Here is a 20,461-nt window from a genome sequence, read left to right on the forward strand (position 1 = left end):
GGCCGCGCACGGTCTCCAGCAGGCAGGTCACGTAAGCTTCGTAGTCGCTCCGGGACACGGTGGCACATTCCCCCATGGTCCCGAGCACCATGATGCCGGCGACGCCGTCCCGCACCAGGCTCTCCGCCAGCCGGGCGGTCTCGTCCAGGTCCACGGTGTCCACGGCCTCCAGGCTGTCGGCGCCTTCCTTGGCCGGCGTCGGCATGATCGCCAGCACTCCTTGCACGTCCTTGGCTTCGAGCATTTTGTCCTCCTTGCATCGGTGGCTGGGCGGTCGCCTGGGCGGTCCGTCAGACCCATATCAGGTCCTGGACCACGAGTGGCAGACGGTCAGTCTATCCTGCCGCTTCGCCGGGGTTCAAGCGCGGTTCGACGCCATGAGCATCCACGGTCCTCACCCGACGACGCCATCCGCGTGGCGACACCACTTGATGCCTGAGCGAGCGCGGAACGGAACAGCGATGTTCGACCGACAGGGTGTGATTCTGGTTTCGTTCGGGGAACCGGGTGTGCTAGCTGTTTGTCTATGGAACCCTCGGATGTGAGCAACGGAAGAGACAATCCTGGCGGCCTCCAGATGGCGCCCGACGTCATGCTCGACCTTGCGCGCAAGGCGGCGGAGATCCTGGTGGATCGCATCGACGGCCTGCCCGCGGACAACGCCTGGGACGGCGACTTTCAGCAGGCGCTCGAAGCCAAGCTGAAGGAGGATCCGCCCGAGGCCGGCCGGCCGGCCGGGGAGGTGATTGAGTGGGTCGCGCGCGAGGTGCTTCCGTTCGCGACGCGCCTGGATCACCCGCGTTGCTTCGCGTTCATCCCGTCGTCGCCTACCTGGCCGGGGATCGTGGCGGATTTCATGGCCGCCGGGTACAACTTCAACCAATGTACCTGGCTGGTGGCGAGCGGTCCGAGCGCCGTCGAGCTGGTTGTCATCGACTGGTTGAAGCGCTGGCTCGGCTACCCGGAGAGCGCCGGAGGGCTTCTGACGAGCGGGGGCTCGGCGGCGAGCGTGGATGCCTTCGTCGCCGCCCGGGAAGCCGCGGGCAACCCCGAGCGCGCCACCGTGTACATGAGCGACCAGAGCCATAGTGCGCACATCCGGGCGGCCAGGATCGTCGGCGTCCGGCCGGAGTGCATACGGCTGCTTTCCACCGATGAACGCTTCCGCCTGGACATGGACGCGCTCGCTCGGGCCGTGGCCGACGACCGCGCCGCGGGTTTCAACCCCATCGCCGTGTGTGCCAATGCCGGAGCCAGCAGCACCGGGGCCATCGACCCGCTCGGAGCCATGGCCGACTACTGCGAGGCGGAAGGCATCTGGCTGCACGCGGACGCGGCGTATGGTGGCTTCGCGGTGGTGACCGAGAAGGGCAAGGATCTCTTGCGGGGCATCGAGCGCGCCGACTCGGTGAACGTGGATGCGCACAAGTGGTTCTTCCAGCCGTACGAGGTGGGGGGGCTTCTGGTGAAGGATGCCTCGACACTGGAGAGGGCGTTCGAGGTGCATCACGACGTGCTTCAGGACACCATATGGGGCGCCAACCACCCCAACTTCTCGGACCGCGGCCTGCAGTTGAGCCGTTCGGCTCGTGCGTTGAAGATCTGGATGTCGGTGCAGACCTTCGGGATGGCCGCGTTCCGCCAGGCCATAGCCAACGGTATGGAGCTGGCGGCCCGGGCCGACGAGTATGTCCGGGAGAGCCCCATGCTCGAGACGCTCAACCCCGCGTCGCTGGGAATCGTATGCTTCCGGGTGAATCCCACCGGCCGCGACCTCGACGAGGAGGCGCTCGAAAAGGTCAACCGGAACGTGCTTGCGCGCGTCTTCTGGGAGGACCGCGCGCTCATTTCATCGACGACGCTGGCGAAGAAGTTCTCGCTCAGGCTCTGCATCATCAACCACAACACCACCTGGGACGATGTGCGCGAGACCCTGGAGGCCATCGAAAGGTTCGGGGCCGAGGCGTTGCAGAACCGATGACAAGCAAGGTGGGACCGGCTTCATCAATGGACCCGTATCACAAAGGAGGGTGAAGATGGACGAGTCACGCCCGGCCGACAACTGGCGCATCGGCAAGGACAACACCGCGCTGATCGTCGTGGACATGCAGAACATGTGGGTGGACCCTCGCGGCACCCGCTACCTGCCGTCGTCGGAGGACATCATCCCGAAGATCCAGGACCTGCTCAAGGTGTGCCGCTCGTCGGACGTGCCGGTCGTCTACCTCTACACCACCAAGCGCAAGGACCTGGCGGACGTGGGCGTGTTCGCCGACCTGAAGCCGATGACTCACAACACCGACGATCCCTGGACCAACATCGAGGGGGCGCCCGGTGCCGAGATTCTGGAGAGCGTGAAACCCGAGCCCGACGAGATCACCATCAAGAAGTTCCGCTACAGCGGCTTCTACGGCACCAACCTGGAGAACGTGCTGCGGCGCCTGGGCCGGGACACCATCGCCATCACCGGGGTCGCCACCAACGTGTGCTGCGACAGCACCGCACGGGACGGCGCCATGCGCGACTTCAAGGTGCTGTTCCTGTCGGACTGCAACGCCTGCTTCTCGGACGAGGAACAGGCGGCGACGCTGCAGAACTTCGACAAGCACTTCGGCGTTGTGATGGACTCGGCGACCTTCCTGGAGAGGCTGCAGCAGGCCTGACGCGCGACACGACCGCTTCGGAGGGGACAGCAATGCCCGAGGCTCTCAGACTCTACGCCGGCACCCAGGCCGGCATGGTGATCCTGCGGGGAGTGGGGGACATCTGGACCTCCATGCGCGGCTCGCGGGAGTACCAGAGCTTCTTCCCGGACCAGGTGGTGGACTCGGTGTGGGGCTGCCGCGCCAACCCCGAGGTGGTCTACGCGGGGGTGACCCAGGACGGTCTCTACCGCACCCGTGACCAGGGGCGCCGCTGGCGGCGCGTGCTCGAGGGCGACATCCGCTGGGTCACGGTGGACCCGGCCGAGGACCGGGTGGTCTACGCCGGCACCGAGCCGGTGATGCTCTTCCGGAGCGAGGACGGCGGCGACTCCTGGGAGGAGCTGGAGGGCCTGCGCGCGCTGCCGCCGGAGGTGCAGCACCACTGGTGGTTTCCGTACCCGCCGCACCACGGCCACGTGCGCCACATCTACATCGACCCCGACAACACCGACACGATTTACCTGGCACTGGAGCACGGCGGCATCGTGCGCAGCTTCGACCGGGGCGAAACCTGGGAGGACGTGAGCGAGGGTATCGAGTACCCGGACGTGCACATGATCGTCCGCTCGCCCGAGAACTCCGCCGCCTTCTTCACCGCCACCTCCCGCGGGTTCTTCCGCGGTGACCCTCCCGAAGCCGGGTGGCAGCGCGCCGAGCAGGGCATGGAGAGCGACTACTTCCACGACGTGGTGATGCTGCCGGGCGACCCGCCGGCGCTGTTCCTGGCGGGCGGACACGGCTCGCCCCAGTACTGGGACCGCCCTACGGGCGCCGACGGCCGCATCTACCGGAGCGAGGATTCCGGCCGCACTTGGCGGCAGGTGGGCGCCGGGCTGCCGGTGACGCATCCCGGCATGTGCTGGCAACTGACCCGCGATCCCTACGACGGCGACGCGGTCATCGCAGCCTTCGGTGACGTGGCCCGAGGCCACACCGCTGGCCCGCCGGGGGAAGGGGACATCTACCGGACCCGCGACCGGGGCGATACCTGGGAGCGCATCGGACGGCAGAAACGCGGCACCCAGTTCCTCGGCCTGCCCGCCATCCGCGTGCTCTGGGCCGCGGCGGAGGCATGACCCGGCATGAGTTCCATCGGCGAGAACGCGTCACGGGTGGACGGACCGGCGAAGGTCACCGGCGCCGCCCAGTACACCGGCGACCTGGAGTTTCCGGGGCTCGTCCACGTCAAGGCGTTGCGGAGCGTCCATCCTCACGGGCGGCTGGTCTCCGTGGACGCGAGTGCGGCGGAAGCACTTCCGGGCGTCGTGGCGGTGCTCACCCGCGCGGACCTCTCACCGGGCAACTCCCACTTCGGACCCGTGGTCAAGGACCAGCCCATCGTGGCGGTGGACCGTGTACGCTACGCCGGCGAGGTGGTGGCGGCGGTGGCCGCCGAAGAGCCGGACATCGCCGAGGAAGCCCTGGACCTCATCCAGGTGGAATACGAGCCTCTGGAACCGGTGCTGGACCCCATCGGAGCCATGTCACCCGGCGCGCCGGTGCTGCACGAGTCTCGTGTGCAGTCCGAGAGCCGGCTCGACAAGGGCCATTACCACTACGAGGATCGGGGCAACGTGCTGACATCCTACAGCGTCGGGCGTGGCGATGTCGATGAAGGCTTCGCCTCCTCGGACCTGGTCTTCGAGGACACCTACACCACCCCCAAGATCCAGCACGGCCATCTGGAGCCCCACGTGGTCGCCGCCGCCTGGGACGCGGCGGGGAAGCTCACGGTCCATTCGGCCACGCAGAACCCCTCGTCCATCCGGGTCCAGCTCGCCGAGCTGTTCGAGCTGCCGCAGTCCATGGTGCGGGTGGTGGTGCCGTACGTCGGCGGCGGCTACGGCGGCAAGGTGCACCTGCGCCTGGAGCCCCTGGCCGCGGCACTGGCACGAAAGGCGCGCCGGCCGGTCCAGTGGAAGCTCACGCGCGAGGAAGTGTTCCTCACCGGCCACTGTCACGCGGCGGTGGTGCGCATCAAGACCGGCGTGAAGCGCGACGGCACCATCCTGGCCCGGCAGGTGGAGGCAGTCTACGATACCGGCGCCTACGCCTTGACCGGTCCCTCCACATCGCGCAACGGCGGCGAGGTGTCCGGCGGCCCCTACCGCATCCCGCACCAGCGCCTGACCTCGTACTGCGTCTACACCAATACGCCGCCCACCGGACCGTACCGGGGCTTCGGCGTGCCCCAGGTGTGCTGGGCCTACGAGGCGCAGATGGACGACATGGCGCGGCGGCTGGAGCTGGACCCGCTGGAGATGCGGCTCAGGAACCTGGTGTACGACGGTGACGTCTTCGTCACCGGCGACACTCTGGAGGCGGTGGGCCTGGAAGACTGTCTCAGGGCGGCGGCCGGGGCGGTGGAGTGGAGGGGCGGAGCGGAGCAGGCGCCGCGAGCGGCCGGGCCGCTGGTGCGCGGCAAGGGCCTGGCGGTGATGGTCAAGACCACCATGACCCCGTCTCACTCCTCCGCCGGCCTGCGGCTCAACGCCGACGGTTCGGCGACGCTGCTGTCCGGAAGCGTGGACATCGGCCAGGGAGTGCAGACGACCCTGGCGCAGATGGTGAGCGAGGTGCTGGGGCTACCACGAGAGCGGGTTTCGGTTACCCTGCCCGACACCGATGTGACTCCCTTTGACCAGTCCACCAGCTCCAGCCGCACGGTCTTCAGCATGGGCAACGCCGCCGTTGCCGCGGCCCGCCAGGTGGCCGATCAACTCCTGGAGATCGGCGCGGGCGAGCTGGAGGCCGACCCAGCGGACCTGGAGTTGCGCGACGGCCATGTGCAGGTGGCCGGGGTGCCCGACCGGCGCCTCGCCTTCGGCGACCTCTTCCGCGCCCGTTTCGGCGGCGCCGTGGGCAGCCTGTTCGGCAACGCCGGTTTCCAGAGCCGAGGGGGCGTCGATCCCGCCACCGGCAAGGGCAAGGGCAAGGCGTCGGCCTTCTTCTTTCTGTCCGCCTGCGCCGCCGAGGTGGAGGTGGACACCGAGACCGGCAAGGTGCGGGTGGTGCGCCTGGCCACCGCCGTGGACGCCGGCAAGGCCATCAATCCGCGCCAGTGCCACCTGCAGAACGAGGGCTCGATGCTCATGTCCCTGGGCTCATCGCTGTTCGAGGAGATGGTCTTCGACAACGGCCAGCCCATCAACTGCACCTTCCTGAGCTACCTTCCGCCGTCCATGCAGGACCACCCCGAAACCTTCACCTCGCTCCTGGTCGAGCACCCCCACCCGGACGGTCCCTTCGGCGCCAAGGGCATGGGCGAGGCCGCCCTCGGCCCCGTGGAACCCGCCATCGGCAACGCCGTGGCCAACGCGTTGGGCGGCGCCAGGGTGAAGGACCTGCCGCTCCGGCCGGAGCGGGTGTTGGAGGTGGTGCGGGGCGACGGATAGGGGCAGCACTAGGGCACGTTGTCGCGCTTGTTCTCCCGGCGGGCAAAGCCTTCAAAGAGGCCTTCGAGACGAGCCATGCGCTCCCGGAGCTCGCCGACTTCGTCCCTCTAGCCGCCCGCCTCCTTCAGGTACTCATCGAACCACGCCACGGACAGATCCATCAGGTGGCTCAGGTGCGGCTCCTTGTAGATGTCGTGATGGTTGACCTCCGGAATCACCACGTAGTCCCTGGGCTCGGGTGAGTTCTCGTACAGGTTCATCTGTTCCTCGAGGGGGGTGAGGGTGTCGAGCTCCGCGGAGACGTAGAGGGCGGGGCAGCCGATCTCGTGGGCGACGGTTTCGGGTTTGTATTCGATGATGGCGTCGGCGCATTCCAGGGGCATTTCCACCTCGCCCCGCTCCGGGTTGGCGGCCACGGTCTCCTTCCAGAACTCCCAGCCTTCGGGAGTCGTCTCCATGATGTGGTAGGGGTGGACGCGCCGCGACTGGCCGTTCAGCACCCGCTGGTTGCGGTCGTCGTCGAGTTCCTTCACGAACTCCTGCCACTCCCATTCGCGGCGCAGGCAACGGAGCCAGCGTTCGCCGTCGCCGACCCCGACGACGCTGACGATGCACCGGACCCGTTCATCGACGGCGGCGGCGTAGGCCGCGTGGGCGCCGCCGAAGCTGGTGCCCCAGATGGCGAGGCGATTCGGGTCCACCTCCGGGCGCACGCCCAGGCAGGTGAGGCCGTTGCGGATGTCCTCGATCTGTTCCAGCGGGATCAGACGATGGCGCGGCCCTTCGCTCTCGCCGAAGCCGCGGTAGTCGAAGCGGAGCGTCACGTACCCTTCGGCGGCCAGCCGTTCGGCTACCGCGGGCATCAGCGCCTCCTTGAGGCCGGCATAGCCCTGGCACAGGATGACGCCGGGATGGCGTTGCGACCTGTCGCGGGCATCGGGGATGGTGACGACCCCGGACAGGCCGTAGCCGGGGCCGCTGAAAAACCGGATCTTCTCTTCCATGATACCTCCTGAGCTGAGAGCGGCGTGTTCCGGGCCGCCCCGCGACCCTCACGGGTCACCGGCGTCCGAGGCGAGTCAGCCAACGGGTGGCGCCGACGTAAATGTGCTGTGTGCCCATGTTCACTACCACGATTCGGGCCAGATGAAAGGCGATCACCGCGGGCACGCCGATTCCCAACGCCTGCGCGGTGATGGCCATCTCCGCCAGGCCGCCCGGCGAGGTGGAGATGATCATGGTGGCGATGGGGAGCCGGAAGCCCCAGGACAGCGCCGCCGCCAGCACCACCGAGGCCGCCAGCACGAAGAACGAGTTGAGCAGGGCGAACGGGATGAACAGCTTGTAGCGCATGAAGAAGGCGCGTTCGTAGCGCGCCCCGAGCACCAGGCCGAACATGAGCTGGGCGAAGTTGGTCATCCACTCGGGCACCGCCGAGAGCTGGACGCCGTTCATGGTGAACGCGGCGCCGAAGAAGATGGGCATGAGCAGGTATCCGTTGTGCATGTGCAGGCGCTCGGAGCCTTCGCCGAGGACGAAGCCCGCCAGCAGCCAGGGCATCAGCACACCCACGTCCAGCGGCACCGTCGGGCGGTAATCGCCGGTCTCCAGCGGGATGCCGCCGTAGGTGAGCACGAAGGGGATCACCAGCACCAGGATGGAGACCCGCAGGCTGTGGGCCACGGCCACCGGGGCGATCTGCGCGCCGTAGCGGTGCGCCAGGTTGGCCATGGCCATGGCGCCGCCGGGGATGGAGGCGAAGAAGGTAGAGCGGGTCTCCACTCCCGATACCCGGCTCAGGATCACCGCCCCCAGGGCGGCGATGAGAAAGGTGGCCAGGGTGGCGAGCACGATGGGCAGCCAGTTGGCCGCCAGCGCCACCACCACCGGCGGGGTGAAGTAGAGCGATATGGCCGAGCCCAGCAGCACCTGGCCCATCTGCCGCGCGTACGGCGGCGAGTCCATGGCGACGCCCAGCAGGTTGAGCGCGGCCACCACCACCATGGGGCCGATCATCCAGGGAATGGGGAGGTCGAGGGCGTCGCACAGGTATCCCGCGGGAATGCCCACCGCCAGGGCGGTAAGGATGGCGGGAACCCGCGCGCGGAGATCGGCCACGCTCCGGCGCAACTCCGCCGTTGCGCGGGAGCCCAGGCTCGTGGGGGCCGGGCTCATGGACGGCGGCTAGGGCACGACGACGCGGCGCGCGTCATACGATGTTTCTTTCCCGTAGGGAGCGGATCTCCTCCGGGCCGTAGCCCAGCTCCGTCAGGGTCTCCTCGTTGTGCTCGCCCAGAGTCGGCGGGCGGAGCCGCAGGGTGACGGGAGTGTCCAGCAGGTTGAGACCGTTGCGCACCAGCTTGAACGGGCCGAACTCGGGATGGTCCACGTCGAGGAGCCGGTCCAGGTGCTTGACCTGCGGGTCCTCGAAGACCTCGGCGAAGTTGTTGAGGGGCGCGCACGGGACGTCCCGGGCGCGCAGCTCCTGAAGCCAGTGCTCGCGCGGCGCGGACTGCACCACCGCGCCGAAGGTCTCGGAGATGAAGTCGTAGTTCTTCGCCCGCGCCGGGCGGTCCTTGGTGCGCTCGTCGGTCTGAAAGTCCGGCCGCCCCATGACCTCGGTGACGCCGATCCAGAATTTCGGCGGATGGGACAGGTGGATGACGAAGGGCTTGCCGTCGCCCGCCACCAGCGCGTAGACGCCGGCGGTCTTGATGCGGCTGCGCATGCTCGGTACCTCGCCGCTGAAGAGGTACTGGGTCATGCTCAGTCCAAGGAAGCATATGGTGGACTCCAGCAGCGAGGTCTCCACCTTCTGGCCCACGCCGGTGCGTTCGCGTGCCGCCAGCGCCGCGAGCACGCCGTAGCAGCCGAAGATGCCGCCGAGGTGGTCGGAGAAGGCCGCTCCCGGCCCGTGGGGCTGTTCCACGTCGGTGAGGACGCTCAAGAGACCGGAAAGGGACTGTCCGATGGTGTCGTAGCCGGGCCGTTCCCGGTATGGGCCGTCCTGGCCGAAAGCGGAGATGGAGCAGTAGATGATGCGCGGGTTCATCTCCCGCACCACGTCGTAGCCGATGCCCAGCCGGTCCACCACGCCGGGGCGCAGGTTCTCGACGATGACGTCCGCGTCCCTGGCCAGCTTGAGGAACACCTCCCGGCCCTCGGGCGCCTTCATGTCCAGAGTGACGCTCTTCTTGTTGCGGTTGAGCGCGCAGAAGCTCGGGCTGTAGTCCTTGGGTTCCTTGTCCCAGGTGCGGAACGGGTCCCCCTTGCCGGGGGTCTCGATCTTGTAGACGTCGGCGCCCAGGTCGGCCAGCAGGAGCGACGCGTAGGGGCCGGCGATGTAGTTGGTGACGTCGAGGATCTTGATGCCTTCGAGTGCTGCGGGCATGGACGGCGACCTTTCCTGTCGGGGAGCGGGGCGCCGCCCGCGCTTCCCGAAGAGTGTTTCATTGGGATGGGGACCCGGAAGGACGCTAGCGGGTACGGTTGTACTCGTAGTCCTCGCGCTCGGTGGCGCCGGCGCGAAGCTCGGGCTTGAGCGGCGGTCGCGTGGTGTTCACCTGCGCATGCACGTCCAGGGCGGCCTGGTCCACCCAACGCTCGATGATCACCATCTTGTCCGGGTTCACCACGCTGCGGAACACCTCGAACTGCTCGCACCCCGGCTCCTCCATGACTTCCTCGCAACGGCCCCGGTACGCGTCGGCAAGCTCCGCGCCCTTCCCCTCGACGGCGTTGATGGTGACGATGAGTCTGAGTGACATTTGACCCTCCTTGTTGGTTATGAATGGGTTTAACCCGGTTCCGGCATCTCCGCCAGCAGCCGCCCGTAGCCGGGAACGGGCTGGCGCACGCCCAGGCGCATCTGCGTCTCCCAGCAGCGCGCCGGCGGGGCGTAGACCACGGGCACGCCCAGGTCCGCCTCCAGCGGCTCGATGATGTCCAGGGCTTTCCACGCCGACCCCAGCATGTAGAGGCATTCGCCGCCCGGATGCCGGGCGAACATCTCCATGAGCTGCCGGCGGAGCTCGGCGGCCGGCACCTTGGGGACGTCGGCGAACGGCACGTCGATGCCGTCCATGCCCAGCATCTCGAAGCCGGCGTCGGTGAGGTACCGGCGGAACAGGTCGTTCAGGTGCGCGGGAAAGTAGCTCGCGCCCACGATGCGCCGTACCCCCAGGGTGCGGAACGCGCACACGTGGTTCATCCCGGAGGTGAGCATCGGCACGCCGTAGCGCTCTTCCCAGGAACGGATGGTGGCGCTCTCGCCCTCGTATCCCAGGAGCATGAACGGCGGCGCGCCGATGACCCGGATCAGGTCCGGCTTGAGCGCGGCGAGTTCCGCCGCCTTGGCCTCGTAGCCGGGCATGGCCGCCCGGAACTCGTCCTGGGTCCCCTGCGTGAACTCCATGGTCCGATGCTCGAAGCGGATGCTGGACGGCAGCTTCGGATCCAGCTCCTTGTCCCCGAGCACGCCGGTCCGGTTTGTGGGCCAGACCGAGCCGACGAGGTACCGCGGTTCTGAAGATGCACTCTCGTTCGCCATGACCGCTCTCCGCGGCTACTTCGCGGTGACGTGGACCCCGCCGAAGGGTTCGGGGCGGTTGCCGTAGAGAAGCAGACGGCCCGTGCCCACGTTGGTGATCTGGTAGTAGTCCTTGGCCGGGAAGAAGACCACCTCGCCCTGCTCGATGATGCGCTCGCCGCCGTTGATGTCCTTGACGCTGGCCTTGCCTTCGACCACCAGGAAGGTCTCCGGCTCCGCGTGAAAGTGCATGTCCGTGTGGTCGCCGGGCTTGAAATGAAGCATCCAGGTGCAGGACTTCTCCGTGCCGAAGAGCCGTGTAAACCGCTGTCCTGTCTCCGCCTTGTCCGCAAGGCTCGCGAATTCCATGGGCGATCTCCTGTCTCTCGAAGTGTGCCGTCGGGCACCCAACGCAATACCACAAAGCGCCCGCCGTAGACAGACGCGCGGAGAATGCCGCCCGCCCGGCCCGGAACACCGCCTTGACCCACGGTCCCGGCGGCCCCTCCGCGTCATCCGGGCTTCTCCGCCATTCCGCCACCACGGTTGCCTTTCCGCCCGGCCCCGTGATACGGGCGTTAGGCAAATCCCTCTGAGGAGACAGGAGAAATCCCATGCGCGGCGTGATGTTCAACGGCAACCGGACGTGCGAGATACGGGAGTTCCCGGACCCCCATGCGGGACCCGGCCAGGCGGTGGTGAAGATCCGCTCCTCGGGCATGTGCGGCACCGACCTGCACCGTTACCGCGGGGACGTGGCCATCAACGCCATCACCGGCCACGAGCCTTGCGGCGTCATCCACGAGCTGGGTGCCGGCGCCCCGGCCGGTCTGAAAGTTGGCGACCGGGTGGTGGTGCACCACTACGAGGGCTGCGGCATCTGCGAGATCTGTTCCATGGGGTTCGAGCAGGCCTGTCCCCACGGCCACGTGACCTTCGGTGGCGTGGACGCCCACGGCGCCAACGCGGACTACATCCTGGTGCCGTCGCGCCTGCTGATCCATCTCCCCGAGGAGCTGTCCTTCGAGGCCGGCGCGGCCATCTCCTGCGGCACCGGCACGGCCTGGAACGGCCTCAAGAAGATCAACATCGCCGGCGGCGACGTGGTGGCGATCTTCGGCCAGGGGCCGGTGGGTCTGAGCGGGACCATGTGTGCCAAGTACATGGGGGCCAAGGTCATCGCCGTCGACGTGGTGCCGGAGCGCCTGGAGCTGGCGCGCGGTTATGGCGCGGACCATGTCATCAACGCCGCCGACACCGACCCGGTGGAAGCCATCAAGGAACTTACCGGCGGCCTCGGCTCGACCGCGGCGCTCGAAACCTCCGGCAACCCAGAATGCCGCAGCCAGATCCTCAAGGCCATGCGCACCTTCGGGCGCTGCTGCTACGTGGGCATGGGCCCCCCGTCCACCATCAACTTCCGCGACGACGTCATCTTCAAGGTAGCCACCATCATCGGCTCATGGACTTTCAACAAGTCCGAGCTGATCGAGATCTGCCGCTTCATGGTGGAGGAGAACGTCCCGGTGGACGACCTCGTCACGCACCGCTTCGCCCTCGACGACGCCGTCGAGGCGTTCCGCATCTTCGACAGTGCCACCACCGGCAAGTGCGTGTTCGTGCTGGATTGAGGGCGCGGAGAACGTTGGCCGAGCAGTCCGAAGCGAGGGCGATGCCCCCGCTTCGGCGAAAACGAACACGTGATCACGGGCGTCCACCCTTCAGACGCGCCGCCTCTTTCACTTGAGATATATATCCGGTATATACCCCTGTATGTTCATTGAGCGAGTGGTCAACGCTCTCCGGCAAGCCAGGGTCCGTTTCGCCATCGCCGGCGGGCACGCGGTTGCACTGCACGGCGTGGTGCGAGGCACCTTTGACCTGGACTTGGTGCTCGCGTTGTCCCGTGAGAATTTTACCGCCGCGGAATCGGCGCTGAAGCGCATGGGATTGCAGCCCCGCCTGCCGCTGAAGGCGGAGGAAGTGTTTGACTTCCGGGAAGAGTACATCCGCAACCGGAATCTGATCGCCTGGAGCTTCGTCAATGCGGCGAACCCCACCGAGTTGGTGGACATCATCATCACGGAAGATCTGGCGGCGATGCAGGTGGACATGCTCCCAATGGGAAGGTTCCGGTTGCCTGTAGTGGCGGTTGACGACCTGATCCGGATGAAGGAAAGGAGCGGCCGGCGACAGGATATCGAGGACATCAAGGCATTGAGGAGCATCGCCTCATGAGACCCGTGCAGTACTTTTCGAAGGAGTATCTGGAGCAGTGCAAGGGCATGAATCCCGCGGACATCCTGCGGTTTCTCGATGAGTTCCGCCAGCTTTATGCGCCCGCGGCGCGCAAGGGAAGCAAGCTGATCAGCCTCAAGGTGCCCGAGAACCTGCTGGAGGCGTTCAAGGCCAAGGCGAGCCTGCACGACGTGCCCTATCAGACGCAGATAAAGCGGCTGATGATGGAGTGGGTCACCGGCCAATCCGAAGCGGAGTCTCCGAAGCGGGCGACTGCGCGTCGCCGGGGCGTCGCGAGAGAACCATAGCGCGGGTTTCAAACCCAGACGGCGGGAAGCGCCGTCAACCCTCAGGAGGACACGATGCCTATATGGCAAGAGCTGAGCTGGCCGCGGATCAAGGAATGCGCGGAGAAGGGGTGCGTGGTGATCGTCCCTGTCGGGGTGATCGAGCAGCACGGGCATCACCTGCCGCTGGATACCGACGCGTTCATCTCGCAGGAGATCGCACGGGCGGCCGCCCGGCGGGATCCGGAGATCCTCGTGGGGCCGACGGTGCCTTTCGGCTTCACGCCCAGCAACAAGAACTTTCCCGGCAGCATCAGCCTCACGGCGGCCACCTGGATGGCACTGATCCGCGAGATCGTGCGCTCGGTGCACCGGCACGGTTTCACGCGCATCGCGCTGCTGAACGGCCACGGCGGCCAGGTGGCGCTGTCGCGCTCGGTGGTGGCGGCGCTCCAGGACGAGGAGGGCATCCGCGCGGTGGTGCTCAACTGGTTCGGACTCGTGGACAAGGACATGGGCCGGTTGTTCCCGGACGAGAAGATGCCCGGCGCCCGCGTCGGCCACGCCGGCGCCGTGGAAACCTCCATGAACCTGCACCTGCGCGAGGAGTTGTGCGCCCAGGGCAGTCTGGTGACGCATCTCGGGCCCCAGATGCCGGCATTCGTCAGCAAGGTCGGGGGCTACGTCCAGACGCCGCGCGAGGACCTGTCGCCGTCGGGCGTCATGGGCGACCCGACCCTCGCCAGCAGGGAGAAGGGTGGCGAGTTGTTCGAGTTGGCAGTGGAACGGTTGTGCGCGTTCGCGCGGGAATACCGGGAGACGGAGTAGAGGAACTCACCCCAACACGGTCCGCGCGGTCTCCTCGATGCGCCCCGCGGTGGGCGTTACGAAATCCTCCAGCGGCACGGCGAACGGGATCGGCACGTGGGGGATGGCGACCCGCTTGATGGGCGCCTTCAGGCTGTCGAAGGCCAGATCCGCCATCAGCGCGGCGATGTTGGCGGCCACGCCGCAGTTGTCGTGGCTTTCGTCGGTGACCACCAGCCGGCCGGTCTTCCGCACCGACGCCAGGAGGGTGTCGCTGTCCAGCGGCTCCAGCGTCCTCGGGTCCACCACCTCCGCCGAGATGCCGTCCTTGGCCAGCGCCTCGGCCGCTGCCATCGCCCGGGGCACCTGCACGCCCACGGCCACGATGGTGACGTCGTTGCCTTCCCGCGCCACCGCCGCCTTGCCGAACTCGGTGTCGTGCTCGCCGTCGGGCACCGGGCCGCGCTCGCCCAGCAGCCGCTCGTGGGCCATGAAGATGGTGGGGTCCTGGCTCTTGAGCAGCGCGGTGCGCAGCAGTCCCTTGGCGTCCGCCGGGGTGGCGGGCATGGCCACCTGCAGGCCCGGGGTGTTCCAGTACCAGGGCTGCGGGCTGCCCGAATGCTGCACGCCGCCGCCGCCGCGAATGCCGTAGCGCATGAAGTAGGTGACCGGCGCGTTGGTCTGGCCGCCGGAGTTGGAGTAGGCGATGGCGGCCTCGTTGTTGATCTGCGGGATCGCCTCGTAGGAAAAAGTGGCGGTGCCGATGTCCACCAGCGGACGCAGTCCGGCCATGGCCGCGCCCGCGGCGATGCCGCAATAGCCCAGCTCGGCGATGGGCGGGGACTTGATGCGGTTGCCGTGCCGCTCGCGCACCGAGCGGAACCGCTCCGCGCCCGGTCCCGAACTCACCAGGCCCCCACCGATCAACACCACCCGCCGATCCTGCTCCATGGCCTCGGACAACGCCTCGACCAAAGCCTCTCCCAGCGTCATTTCGCGCGCCATGCCTATTCACCCCTTCCCGCGTACGCGTACCGGACCGCCGCCTCCGGCGGAGGTAGTGGGCTCGTGAGCGCGAACTGCGCCGCGGCGTCGGCCTCGCGCCGGACCGCCTCGTCGACCCGCACCACGGTGTCCCGGTCGCATCCCTCGCTATCCGCCAGTTCGCGTGCGTAGACCAGGATGCAATCGCCCTCGGCGTACCAGGAGCGCACCTTCTCGGGCACCGGGCTCGGGTCCCAGGCCCAGTTGATGTCCGTCGGTCCGCCCACCAGCGTGGGATGGGCGCCGTCGTTCCCCGGCCATGGGTGGGTTCGCGCCTCGACGAAGAACGGGCCCTCGCCCGCCCGGACCCGCCGCACCAGCTCCTTCAGCGTGCCGTGCACCTGCCCCACGTCGTCGCCGTTCACGGTAACCGTCTCGAGGTTGAGCGCGCGCGGAATGTTGGGCAGGTCGTCGGCGGCGTGGTCGGTATTGACCCTTCCGGCGCGCCGGTAGTTGTTCTCCATCACGAAGATCAGCGGCAGGTTCCACAGCCGCGCGATGTTCATGCTCTCATACGCCACGCCCTCGTCCATGGCGCCGTCGCCGAAGAAGACCACGGTAACGGCGTCGGACTCCAGCACCTGCGCCGCCAGCGCCGCGCCCGAGGCCAGCGCGGTGCTGCCGCCCACGATGGCCGAGGTGTGGAGAATATTCAGGTCGGGCGCCGCCACGTGGAAGGTGCCGCCGCGGCCGAGGCAGTAGCCGGTCTCACGCCCGATGACCTCGGCGAGCACCTTGCCCGGGTCGCCACCCTTGGCGATGACGTGGCCGTGGTTCCGGTGCGTGCTGAAGACGTAGTCCTCCCGCGCCAGCGCCGCGCACACGCCCACGCCGGTGGCCTCCTGCCCGATGTAGATGTGGAAGTGGCCCCGGATGAGGCCTTCGTGCTCCTCGTTGAACCGGACGACGTGCTCTTCCGCGCGCCGGATCATGAGCATCTTGCGCAGCAGCTCGAGCCGCTGGTCTCGTGGCATGTCGGGTAGCATGGTGGTTCCTCCGCTGGTTCGGAATTCGCAGTGGAATCTACTCCGGTTGGCCGCGGAAGGGAAGCACCGCCGACACTCCGAATCGTCATTCCCGCGGAAGCGGGAATCCAGGCGGGGTGTGGTGGGAAACCACGTCCGAGGGAGGCTCCGGCCGCTACAAACGGAAGAACTCGATGGCGTTTGCGGCCACCATGCGGTGGCGCTCGTCGTCGGCGACGCCCTGCATCTGCGAGTCGAGCAGCTCGCGGGAGTGGGGCCAGCGGGTCACGACGTGGGGGAAGTCGCTGCCCCACAGCATGCGGTCGACGCCGACGTCGTGGCGCAGGCGCACGCCCACGTGGTCTTCGAAAAAGCCCCAGTAGGCGTGCTCACGGAGATACTCGCTCGGCAGGCGCTTCAACCGCGGCAGCCCCAACTGGCGCTCGGCCCAGAAGCGGTTGACGGAGTACTCGTGGTCCATCTGCTCGTAGAAGTACGGCAGCCAGCCGGCGTTGTTCTCGGCCCAGTAGATGCGCAGCTTGGGGAAGCGGTCGAAGATACCGGCCACCACCATCTGGCTCGCCTCCACCGAGCCCGAGTGGTACGGGGCCTGGCGGGCGAGGCGCTGGATGAAGTCGGTGGGCGGCCGGCGCTCGCCGGTGGCCTCCTTGGGATAGCGGAACAGCGGCGTCTCGCGCGATCCCACCTTGGTGGTGAAGGAGGTGTGCACCACCACCGGCACGTCCAGGTCCAGGGCCGCGGCCCAGAAGCGGTCGTCCTCCGGCAACGGGAAGCCCCGGCCGTTGGGCCAGGTGGCGAGCCAGACGGCCTTGCAGCCGAGGCGCTTGCAGTGCTCCATCTCGGCGATGTCGTCCTCCACGCCGCGGTTGGGCAGGACGCCGACGCCGATGAGCCGCTCGGGGTCGACGGCGCAGTACTCCTCCGCCATGTACTCGTTGAAGTGGTGGATGATGCCGACGAAGGCTTCCTGGTCGCGGACCGCGGGGTTGCGCACGTCCAGGGCGAACAGCACCTCGGCGTCGACGCCGTCCTGGTCCTGTTCGCGCAGGCGCTGCTCGGGGCCGCCGCATCCCGGCGTGTTGTCGAAGTCGATGATTGTCGGATCGAACTCTTCCGGCGGCCGGCCACCGTAGTAGCTGGTGCCGCCGTAGGTGAGCGGCCGGCCCTCCTTCTGCAATGCGTCGCGCCCGTTGGGCAGGCGGATCCGGCGCACGGCCCGATCCCGGTACTTGGCGGGAACGCGGTGGCGCCACAGGTCCGGCGGTGCCTCGAAATGGCTGTCGGCGGAAATACAGCGATACTCTCGTGCCATGGGACGGGTCCCTTGAAGGTCGTGTAACTCTGAACGATTGCCGCGTAGCGAGACGGCGCCCTTCGACTTCGCTTCGCTACGCTCAGGGCGAACGGTTAAGTCTAGGGCGCCTAATCAATAGCCCGTTCGCCCTGAGCGTAGCGAAGCGAAGTCGAAGGGCCAGTCCAGCCATTCCGCCAGCGCCCTCCCCAGAATCCACTCCTTCTCGTCGTCGGTCAAGTCGAGTTCGTCGGTGAACAGCGTCAGCGCTTGCCGGTAGGGGCAGGGCAGGTGGGACAGGTCGGTGCCCCAGAAGACGCGTTTCGGTCCGAAGGCGTCGACCACGCGGCGTACCTGCGGGTGGAGCGACGGATACGGGTAGCTCTCCGTGGAATAGCACGGCAGCGCCGAGGCCTTCACCGCCACGTTGGGCAGGGAGGCCAGCATGAGCACGCCGTCGACGATGGGTCCCAGCGGCTTCCCCACCAGGCTGTTGTTGAGCCCCATGTGGTCGATGCACAGCCGCAGTCCGGGGTGGCGCGCGGCCACCTCCGCCAGCCGCGGCAGGTGGTGCGGCGCCAGCGCCATGACCGGGACGTCGTAACGCTCCGCGGCGGCCCAGAACCAGTCGATGCTGCCGTCGTCGAGCCAGGTGCGGTAGCGCCCGCGATGGAAGGTCAGGCGGATGCCGAGCATGGCGGGCTGGTCCTTCCACGCGGCCATGCGCTCCCGGCTCTCGGGCGCGTCCAGGGTCAGCCGGCCCATGACCGCGAAGCGGTCCGGGTGGAGGCGGGCGGCCTCCAGCGAGGTGTCGTTGCGGTCGGCCTCCCATGTGGGCGGCACCAGCACCGCGCGCCGGACCCCGGCCGCGTCCATCTCGCGCAGCAGCTCCTCATGCCCCAGGGGTTCCGGGCGGTGCGGCTTGGCCGCGTCCACCCTGTCCCAGGGTTTTTCGGGGGTCTCGGGCGCCCAGATGTGAACCTGTGAGTCGATGATCAGCATGACCGGCAGGCCCCGCCCCGGTGGTTGGTTACGGCGCCGCCTGCGTTTCGGCGTCCCGGTAGGTCCACTGAAAATCGCGGTTGCGGTAGACCTCGTCGGGCATCAGGCTGGTAAGCTGCCGCTTGTCTAACTCTGCCTCGAAGCGCTCCCGGATCGACGAATCCTCGTCTGCGTATTCGATCTGGTCCCTGGCGCGGTCCTCGACCTTCTCGGCGTGGCCGCGGAACTGCCGGGGCGGGTGCAGCGCCAGGTAGCGCGCCGGGGTGCCGCCGGCGTTGAAGTGCTGGTGGAACCACTTGCCGGGGGGCACGAACATGCTGGCCTCGTGCCACGGCGCCACCACCTTCCGCTTCCCTTCCTCCCACAGGATGGAGTAGCCCTCCCCCGCGGGGATGACGATGACCCGGCCCGGGCCGTGCCGGTGGGCCTTCTTGTAGGTGCGGGAGGGGAACACCGACATGTGGCAGGACATCTCGGAGTTGGGAAAGGTCATTAGCACACTGTGGCCGCCCGCGCCCCGGCGGCTGCTGCGGTTGAGCTTGTTCCAGGAGCCCATGTCGGGGAAGAAGTTGCCGTACCAGAAGATGCCGCTGCGGCCGCCCCAGGTCCGAGACGGGTCGCCGTCGCGCACCAGCTTGGCCTCGGAGTAGAGTTGGCCGCCGTTGGAAAGGAAGTCCTCCCCCTCGTGCCGGTTGTTGAAGAAGAACGAGGGGTCGGTGTTGAGCGACATCGCCAGCGGCAGGTAGCTGTAGCGCAGCAGCCGCACGGGCTGGTCGCCGCGCATGTTGCTCATGGTGTGGTGGTAGTTGTGCGGCACCTGGAACAGGCTCCGGGGCTGCCATTCGAAGCTCGTCCTGGAGCCGTTGTCGCCCAGCCACACCGTGGTGACGCCGTGGCCCTGGAGCACGTAGACCAGCTCGTCGAGGCCGAACTTGAGCGGGGGCAGGGTCTCTCCCGGCGGGATTTCCTGCACCATGGCGGAGGTGACCCCCTCCTGGCCCACGAGCTGGATGAAGGCGCTCTCGCACCCGCGCTGCTCCCACCAGCCCAACTCCACCGTGCGCAGGTCTTCGATGAAGTAGCCCCGGTGAATCGGCACTCCGGTGGAGGCCATCCAGTCGTCATAGGTGTATTCCTTGACCTCCAGCTCGGGAGAAACGGAATCGTCGGAACTCGTGTCGATATCAACCTGCGCCATCAATCGGTCTCCTTGCACACTGTTGTTGGGGCCTCGCGGGCGCTATTGCGAGGCCGCCACCTCTTCGAACGTGGGTTCGGGCATGCCGTTCTTCCAGGTGGGATCGCGCAACTCCAGCCGGTTGCCGCTGGGGTCCGTGAAGTAAAGCTCGCGTCCGGGGAAGTAACCGCCCTTGCGGTAGTACAGCTCCACCACGTTCACCTTCTTCTCCTTGAACACCTTACACGCCTCGTTCAACGTCTCCGGGCTGACCGTGAAGGAATGGTGCACGCGGTCGTCCTCCGGCTTGTCCGGCAGCTCCCTGCGCTCGCACAGCAGGATATTGTGGTCGCCCACGTTGAAGCACGCCATGACGTCGTTGGCGAGCCGCCCCAGGTTCTTGAGTCCCAGCAGGTCGCCATAGAACTTCTCCGCCTCGCCCAGGTCGTTTACGGGGATGGACCAATGCGTAACGCCTTCGATCTTGAGCATCTGCCTGTCTCCTTCCTTTCGGTTAGCCGGCCCACATGGGCGGGCTCAGGTCAACCTACCTGACCCGTCTCTGTCGGATCAAGGGTTTGCCACTCCTCATGCTCTGGGATACCCCAACCTGCCCAGGTCCTCTCTGATCTCGTCCAGGATGACCGGATCGTCGATGGTGGCGGGGGCCTTGTACGGGGTCCCGTCCGCCATGCTTCGCACGGTGCCTCTCAGGATCTTTCCCGACCGCGTCTTGGGCAGGCGCTTCACCAGTAGCGCCTGCTTGAAGTCGGCTACCGGACCGATCTTCTCGCGCATCAGGCTCACCAGCTCCGGCACCAGCGCTTCCTCCGTGATCTCCACCCCGGCCTTCACCACGATCAAGCCCAGCGGCAGTTGCCCCTTCAGCGCGTCGGCCACGCCCAGCACGGCGCACTCCGCCACCGCCGGGTGCGCGGCAAGCACTTCCTCCATGGCGCCGGTGGAGAGCCGGTGCCCGGCGACGTTGATGACGTCGTCGA

Annotated in this window: 22 protein-coding genes; 8 read left to right on the forward strand and 14 right to left on the reverse strand. The window is 67.5% G+C overall.

What is annotated here, in order from left to right:
• Positions 1-244 (reverse strand): dihydrodipicolinate synthase family protein (locus OXU42_11405; protein MDE0029993.1); only part of this gene is annotated, 244 nt, incomplete at its 3' end.
• Between the two features lie 297 nt (positions 245-541).
• Here OXU42_11405 and OXU42_11410 point away from each other — a divergent pair.
• The 4 genes from OXU42_11410 to OXU42_11425 are packed head-to-tail and all read left to right on the forward strand — an operon-like array spanning position 542 to position 6,100.
• Positions 542-1,981, forward strand: a complete 1,440-nt coding sequence (locus OXU42_11410) for an aminotransferase class I/II-fold pyridoxal phosphate-dependent enzyme (protein MDE0029994.1) — start codon at positions 542-544, stop codon at positions 1,979-1,981.
• 55 nt (positions 1,982-2,036) lie between these two features.
• Positions 2,037-2,663 (forward strand): cysteine hydrolase, encoded by a 627-nt coding sequence (locus tag OXU42_11415; GenBank protein MDE0029995.1) that lies wholly within the window; start codon positions 2,037-2,039, stop codon positions 2,661-2,663.
• Positions 2,664-2,695: 32 nt separating this feature from the next.
• Positions 2,696-3,781 (forward strand): hypothetical protein, encoded by a 1,086-nt coding sequence (locus tag OXU42_11420; GenBank protein ID MDE0029996.1) that lies wholly within the window; start codon positions 2,696-2,698, stop codon positions 3,779-3,781.
• A gap of 6 nt (positions 3,782-3,787) precedes the next feature.
• Entirely contained in the window at positions 3,788-6,100 is a 2,313-nt protein-coding gene (locus OXU42_11425) for a xanthine dehydrogenase family protein molybdopterin-binding subunit (GenBank protein MDE0029997.1), read from the forward strand.
• Between the two features lie 107 nt (positions 6,101-6,207).
• On the opposite strand, the gene OXU42_11430 is transcribed toward OXU42_11425, so the two are convergent.
• The 6 genes from OXU42_11430 to OXU42_11455 form a co-directional block, all read right to left on the reverse strand.
• Positions 6,208-7,104, reverse strand: a complete 897-nt coding sequence (locus OXU42_11430) for an alpha/beta fold hydrolase (protein MDE0029998.1) — start codon at positions 7,102-7,104, stop codon at positions 6,208-6,210.
• A 55-nt stretch (positions 7,105-7,159) separates the two neighbouring features.
• Positions 7,160-8,275, reverse strand: a complete 1,116-nt coding sequence (locus OXU42_11435) for an AbrB family transcriptional regulator (protein MDE0029999.1) — start codon at positions 8,273-8,275, stop codon at positions 7,160-7,162.
• Positions 8,276-8,309: 34 nt separating this feature from the next.
• Positions 8,310-9,491 carry a CoA transferase gene (locus tag OXU42_11440; GenBank protein MDE0030000.1) on the reverse strand — a complete coding sequence of 394 codons (1,182 nt, stop codon included), beginning with the start codon at positions 9,489-9,491 and terminating at the stop codon, positions 8,310-8,312.
• Between the two features lie 85 nt (positions 9,492-9,576).
• On the reverse strand, positions 9,577-9,867 hold the full coding sequence (locus tag OXU42_11445; GenBank protein ID MDE0030001.1) for an antibiotic biosynthesis monooxygenase: 291 nt from the start codon (positions 9,865-9,867) through the stop codon (positions 9,577-9,579).
• Positions 9,868-9,896: 29 nt separating this feature from the next.
• Positions 9,897-10,649 (reverse strand): hypothetical protein, encoded by a 753-nt coding sequence (locus tag OXU42_11450; protein MDE0030002.1) that lies wholly within the window; start codon positions 10,647-10,649, stop codon positions 9,897-9,899.
• Between the two features lie 15 nt (positions 10,650-10,664).
• The gene (locus OXU42_11455; GenBank protein ID MDE0030003.1) at positions 10,665-10,997 is read right to left on the reverse strand and encodes a cupin domain-containing protein; all 333 of its coding nucleotides are present in this window, start codon (positions 10,995-10,997) and stop codon (positions 10,665-10,667) included.
• Between the two features lie 245 nt (positions 10,998-11,242).
• Between OXU42_11455 and OXU42_11460 the strand changes: the two genes are divergently transcribed.
• The 4 genes from OXU42_11460 to OXU42_11475 all read left to right on the forward strand — a co-directional run bounded on the left by OXU42_11460 (position 11,243) and on the right by OXU42_11475 (position 13,981).
• Positions 11,243-12,259 (forward strand): zinc-binding dehydrogenase, encoded by a 1,017-nt coding sequence (locus OXU42_11460; GenBank protein ID MDE0030004.1) that lies wholly within the window; start codon positions 11,243-11,245, stop codon positions 12,257-12,259.
• A gap of 142 nt (positions 12,260-12,401) precedes the next feature.
• Positions 12,402-12,866, forward strand: coding sequence for a hypothetical protein (locus tag OXU42_11465; GenBank protein ID MDE0030005.1), 465 nt, complete (start codon positions 12,402-12,404; stop codon positions 12,864-12,866).
• On the forward strand, positions 12,863-13,174 hold the full coding sequence (locus OXU42_11470; GenBank protein MDE0030006.1) for a CopG family antitoxin: 312 nt from the start codon (positions 12,863-12,865) through the stop codon (positions 13,172-13,174). Before OXU42_11465 ends, OXU42_11470 begins: the two co-directional genes overlap by 4 nt.
• A gap of 54 nt (positions 13,175-13,228) precedes the next feature.
• Positions 13,229-13,981 carry a creatininase family protein gene (locus tag OXU42_11475; protein MDE0030007.1) on the forward strand — a complete coding sequence of 251 codons (753 nt, stop codon included), beginning with the start codon at positions 13,229-13,231 and terminating at the stop codon, positions 13,979-13,981.
• A 6-nt stretch (positions 13,982-13,987) separates the two neighbouring features.
• On the opposite strand, the gene OXU42_11480 is transcribed toward OXU42_11475, so the two are convergent.
• The 7 genes from OXU42_11480 to prpE form a co-directional block, all read right to left on the reverse strand.
• Positions 13,988-14,965 carry an alpha-ketoacid dehydrogenase subunit beta gene (locus tag OXU42_11480; protein ID MDE0030008.1) on the reverse strand — a complete coding sequence of 326 codons (978 nt, stop codon included), beginning with the start codon at positions 14,963-14,965 and terminating at the stop codon, positions 13,988-13,990.
• A 2-nt stretch (positions 14,966-14,967) separates the two neighbouring features.
• A complete protein-coding gene (locus OXU42_11485) occupies positions 14,968-15,990 on the reverse strand; it encodes a thiamine pyrophosphate-dependent dehydrogenase E1 component subunit alpha (GenBank protein MDE0030009.1) in 1,023 nt (340 codons plus the stop codon).
• A gap of 154 nt (positions 15,991-16,144) precedes the next feature.
• Positions 16,145-17,302, reverse strand: a complete 1,158-nt coding sequence (locus tag OXU42_11490; GenBank protein ID MDE0030010.1) for an amidohydrolase family protein — start codon at positions 17,300-17,302, stop codon at positions 16,145-16,147.
• 114 nt (positions 17,303-17,416) lie between these two features.
• Complete coding sequence (locus OXU42_11495) at positions 17,417-18,283, reverse strand: amidohydrolase family protein (GenBank protein MDE0030011.1); 867 nt, start codon at positions 18,281-18,283, stop codon at positions 17,417-17,419.
• 28 nt (positions 18,284-18,311) lie between these two features.
• Positions 18,312-19,481, reverse strand: coding sequence for a cupin domain-containing protein (locus tag OXU42_11500; GenBank protein ID MDE0030012.1), 1,170 nt, complete (start codon positions 19,479-19,481; stop codon positions 18,312-18,314).
• Positions 19,482-19,523: 42 nt separating this feature from the next.
• A complete protein-coding gene (locus OXU42_11505; protein MDE0030013.1) occupies positions 19,524-19,952 on the reverse strand; it encodes a VOC family protein in 429 nt (142 codons plus the stop codon).
• Between the two features lie 96 nt (positions 19,953-20,048).
• The coding region (gene prpE, locus OXU42_11510) for a propionyl-CoA synthetase (protein MDE0030014.1) at positions 20,049-20,461 on the reverse strand (413 nt) is incomplete at its 5' end.

This window comes from Deltaproteobacteria bacterium (assembly GCA_028818775.1).
GTDB lineage: Bacteria > Desulfobacterota > Binatia > UBA9968 > JAJDTQ01 > JAJDTQ01.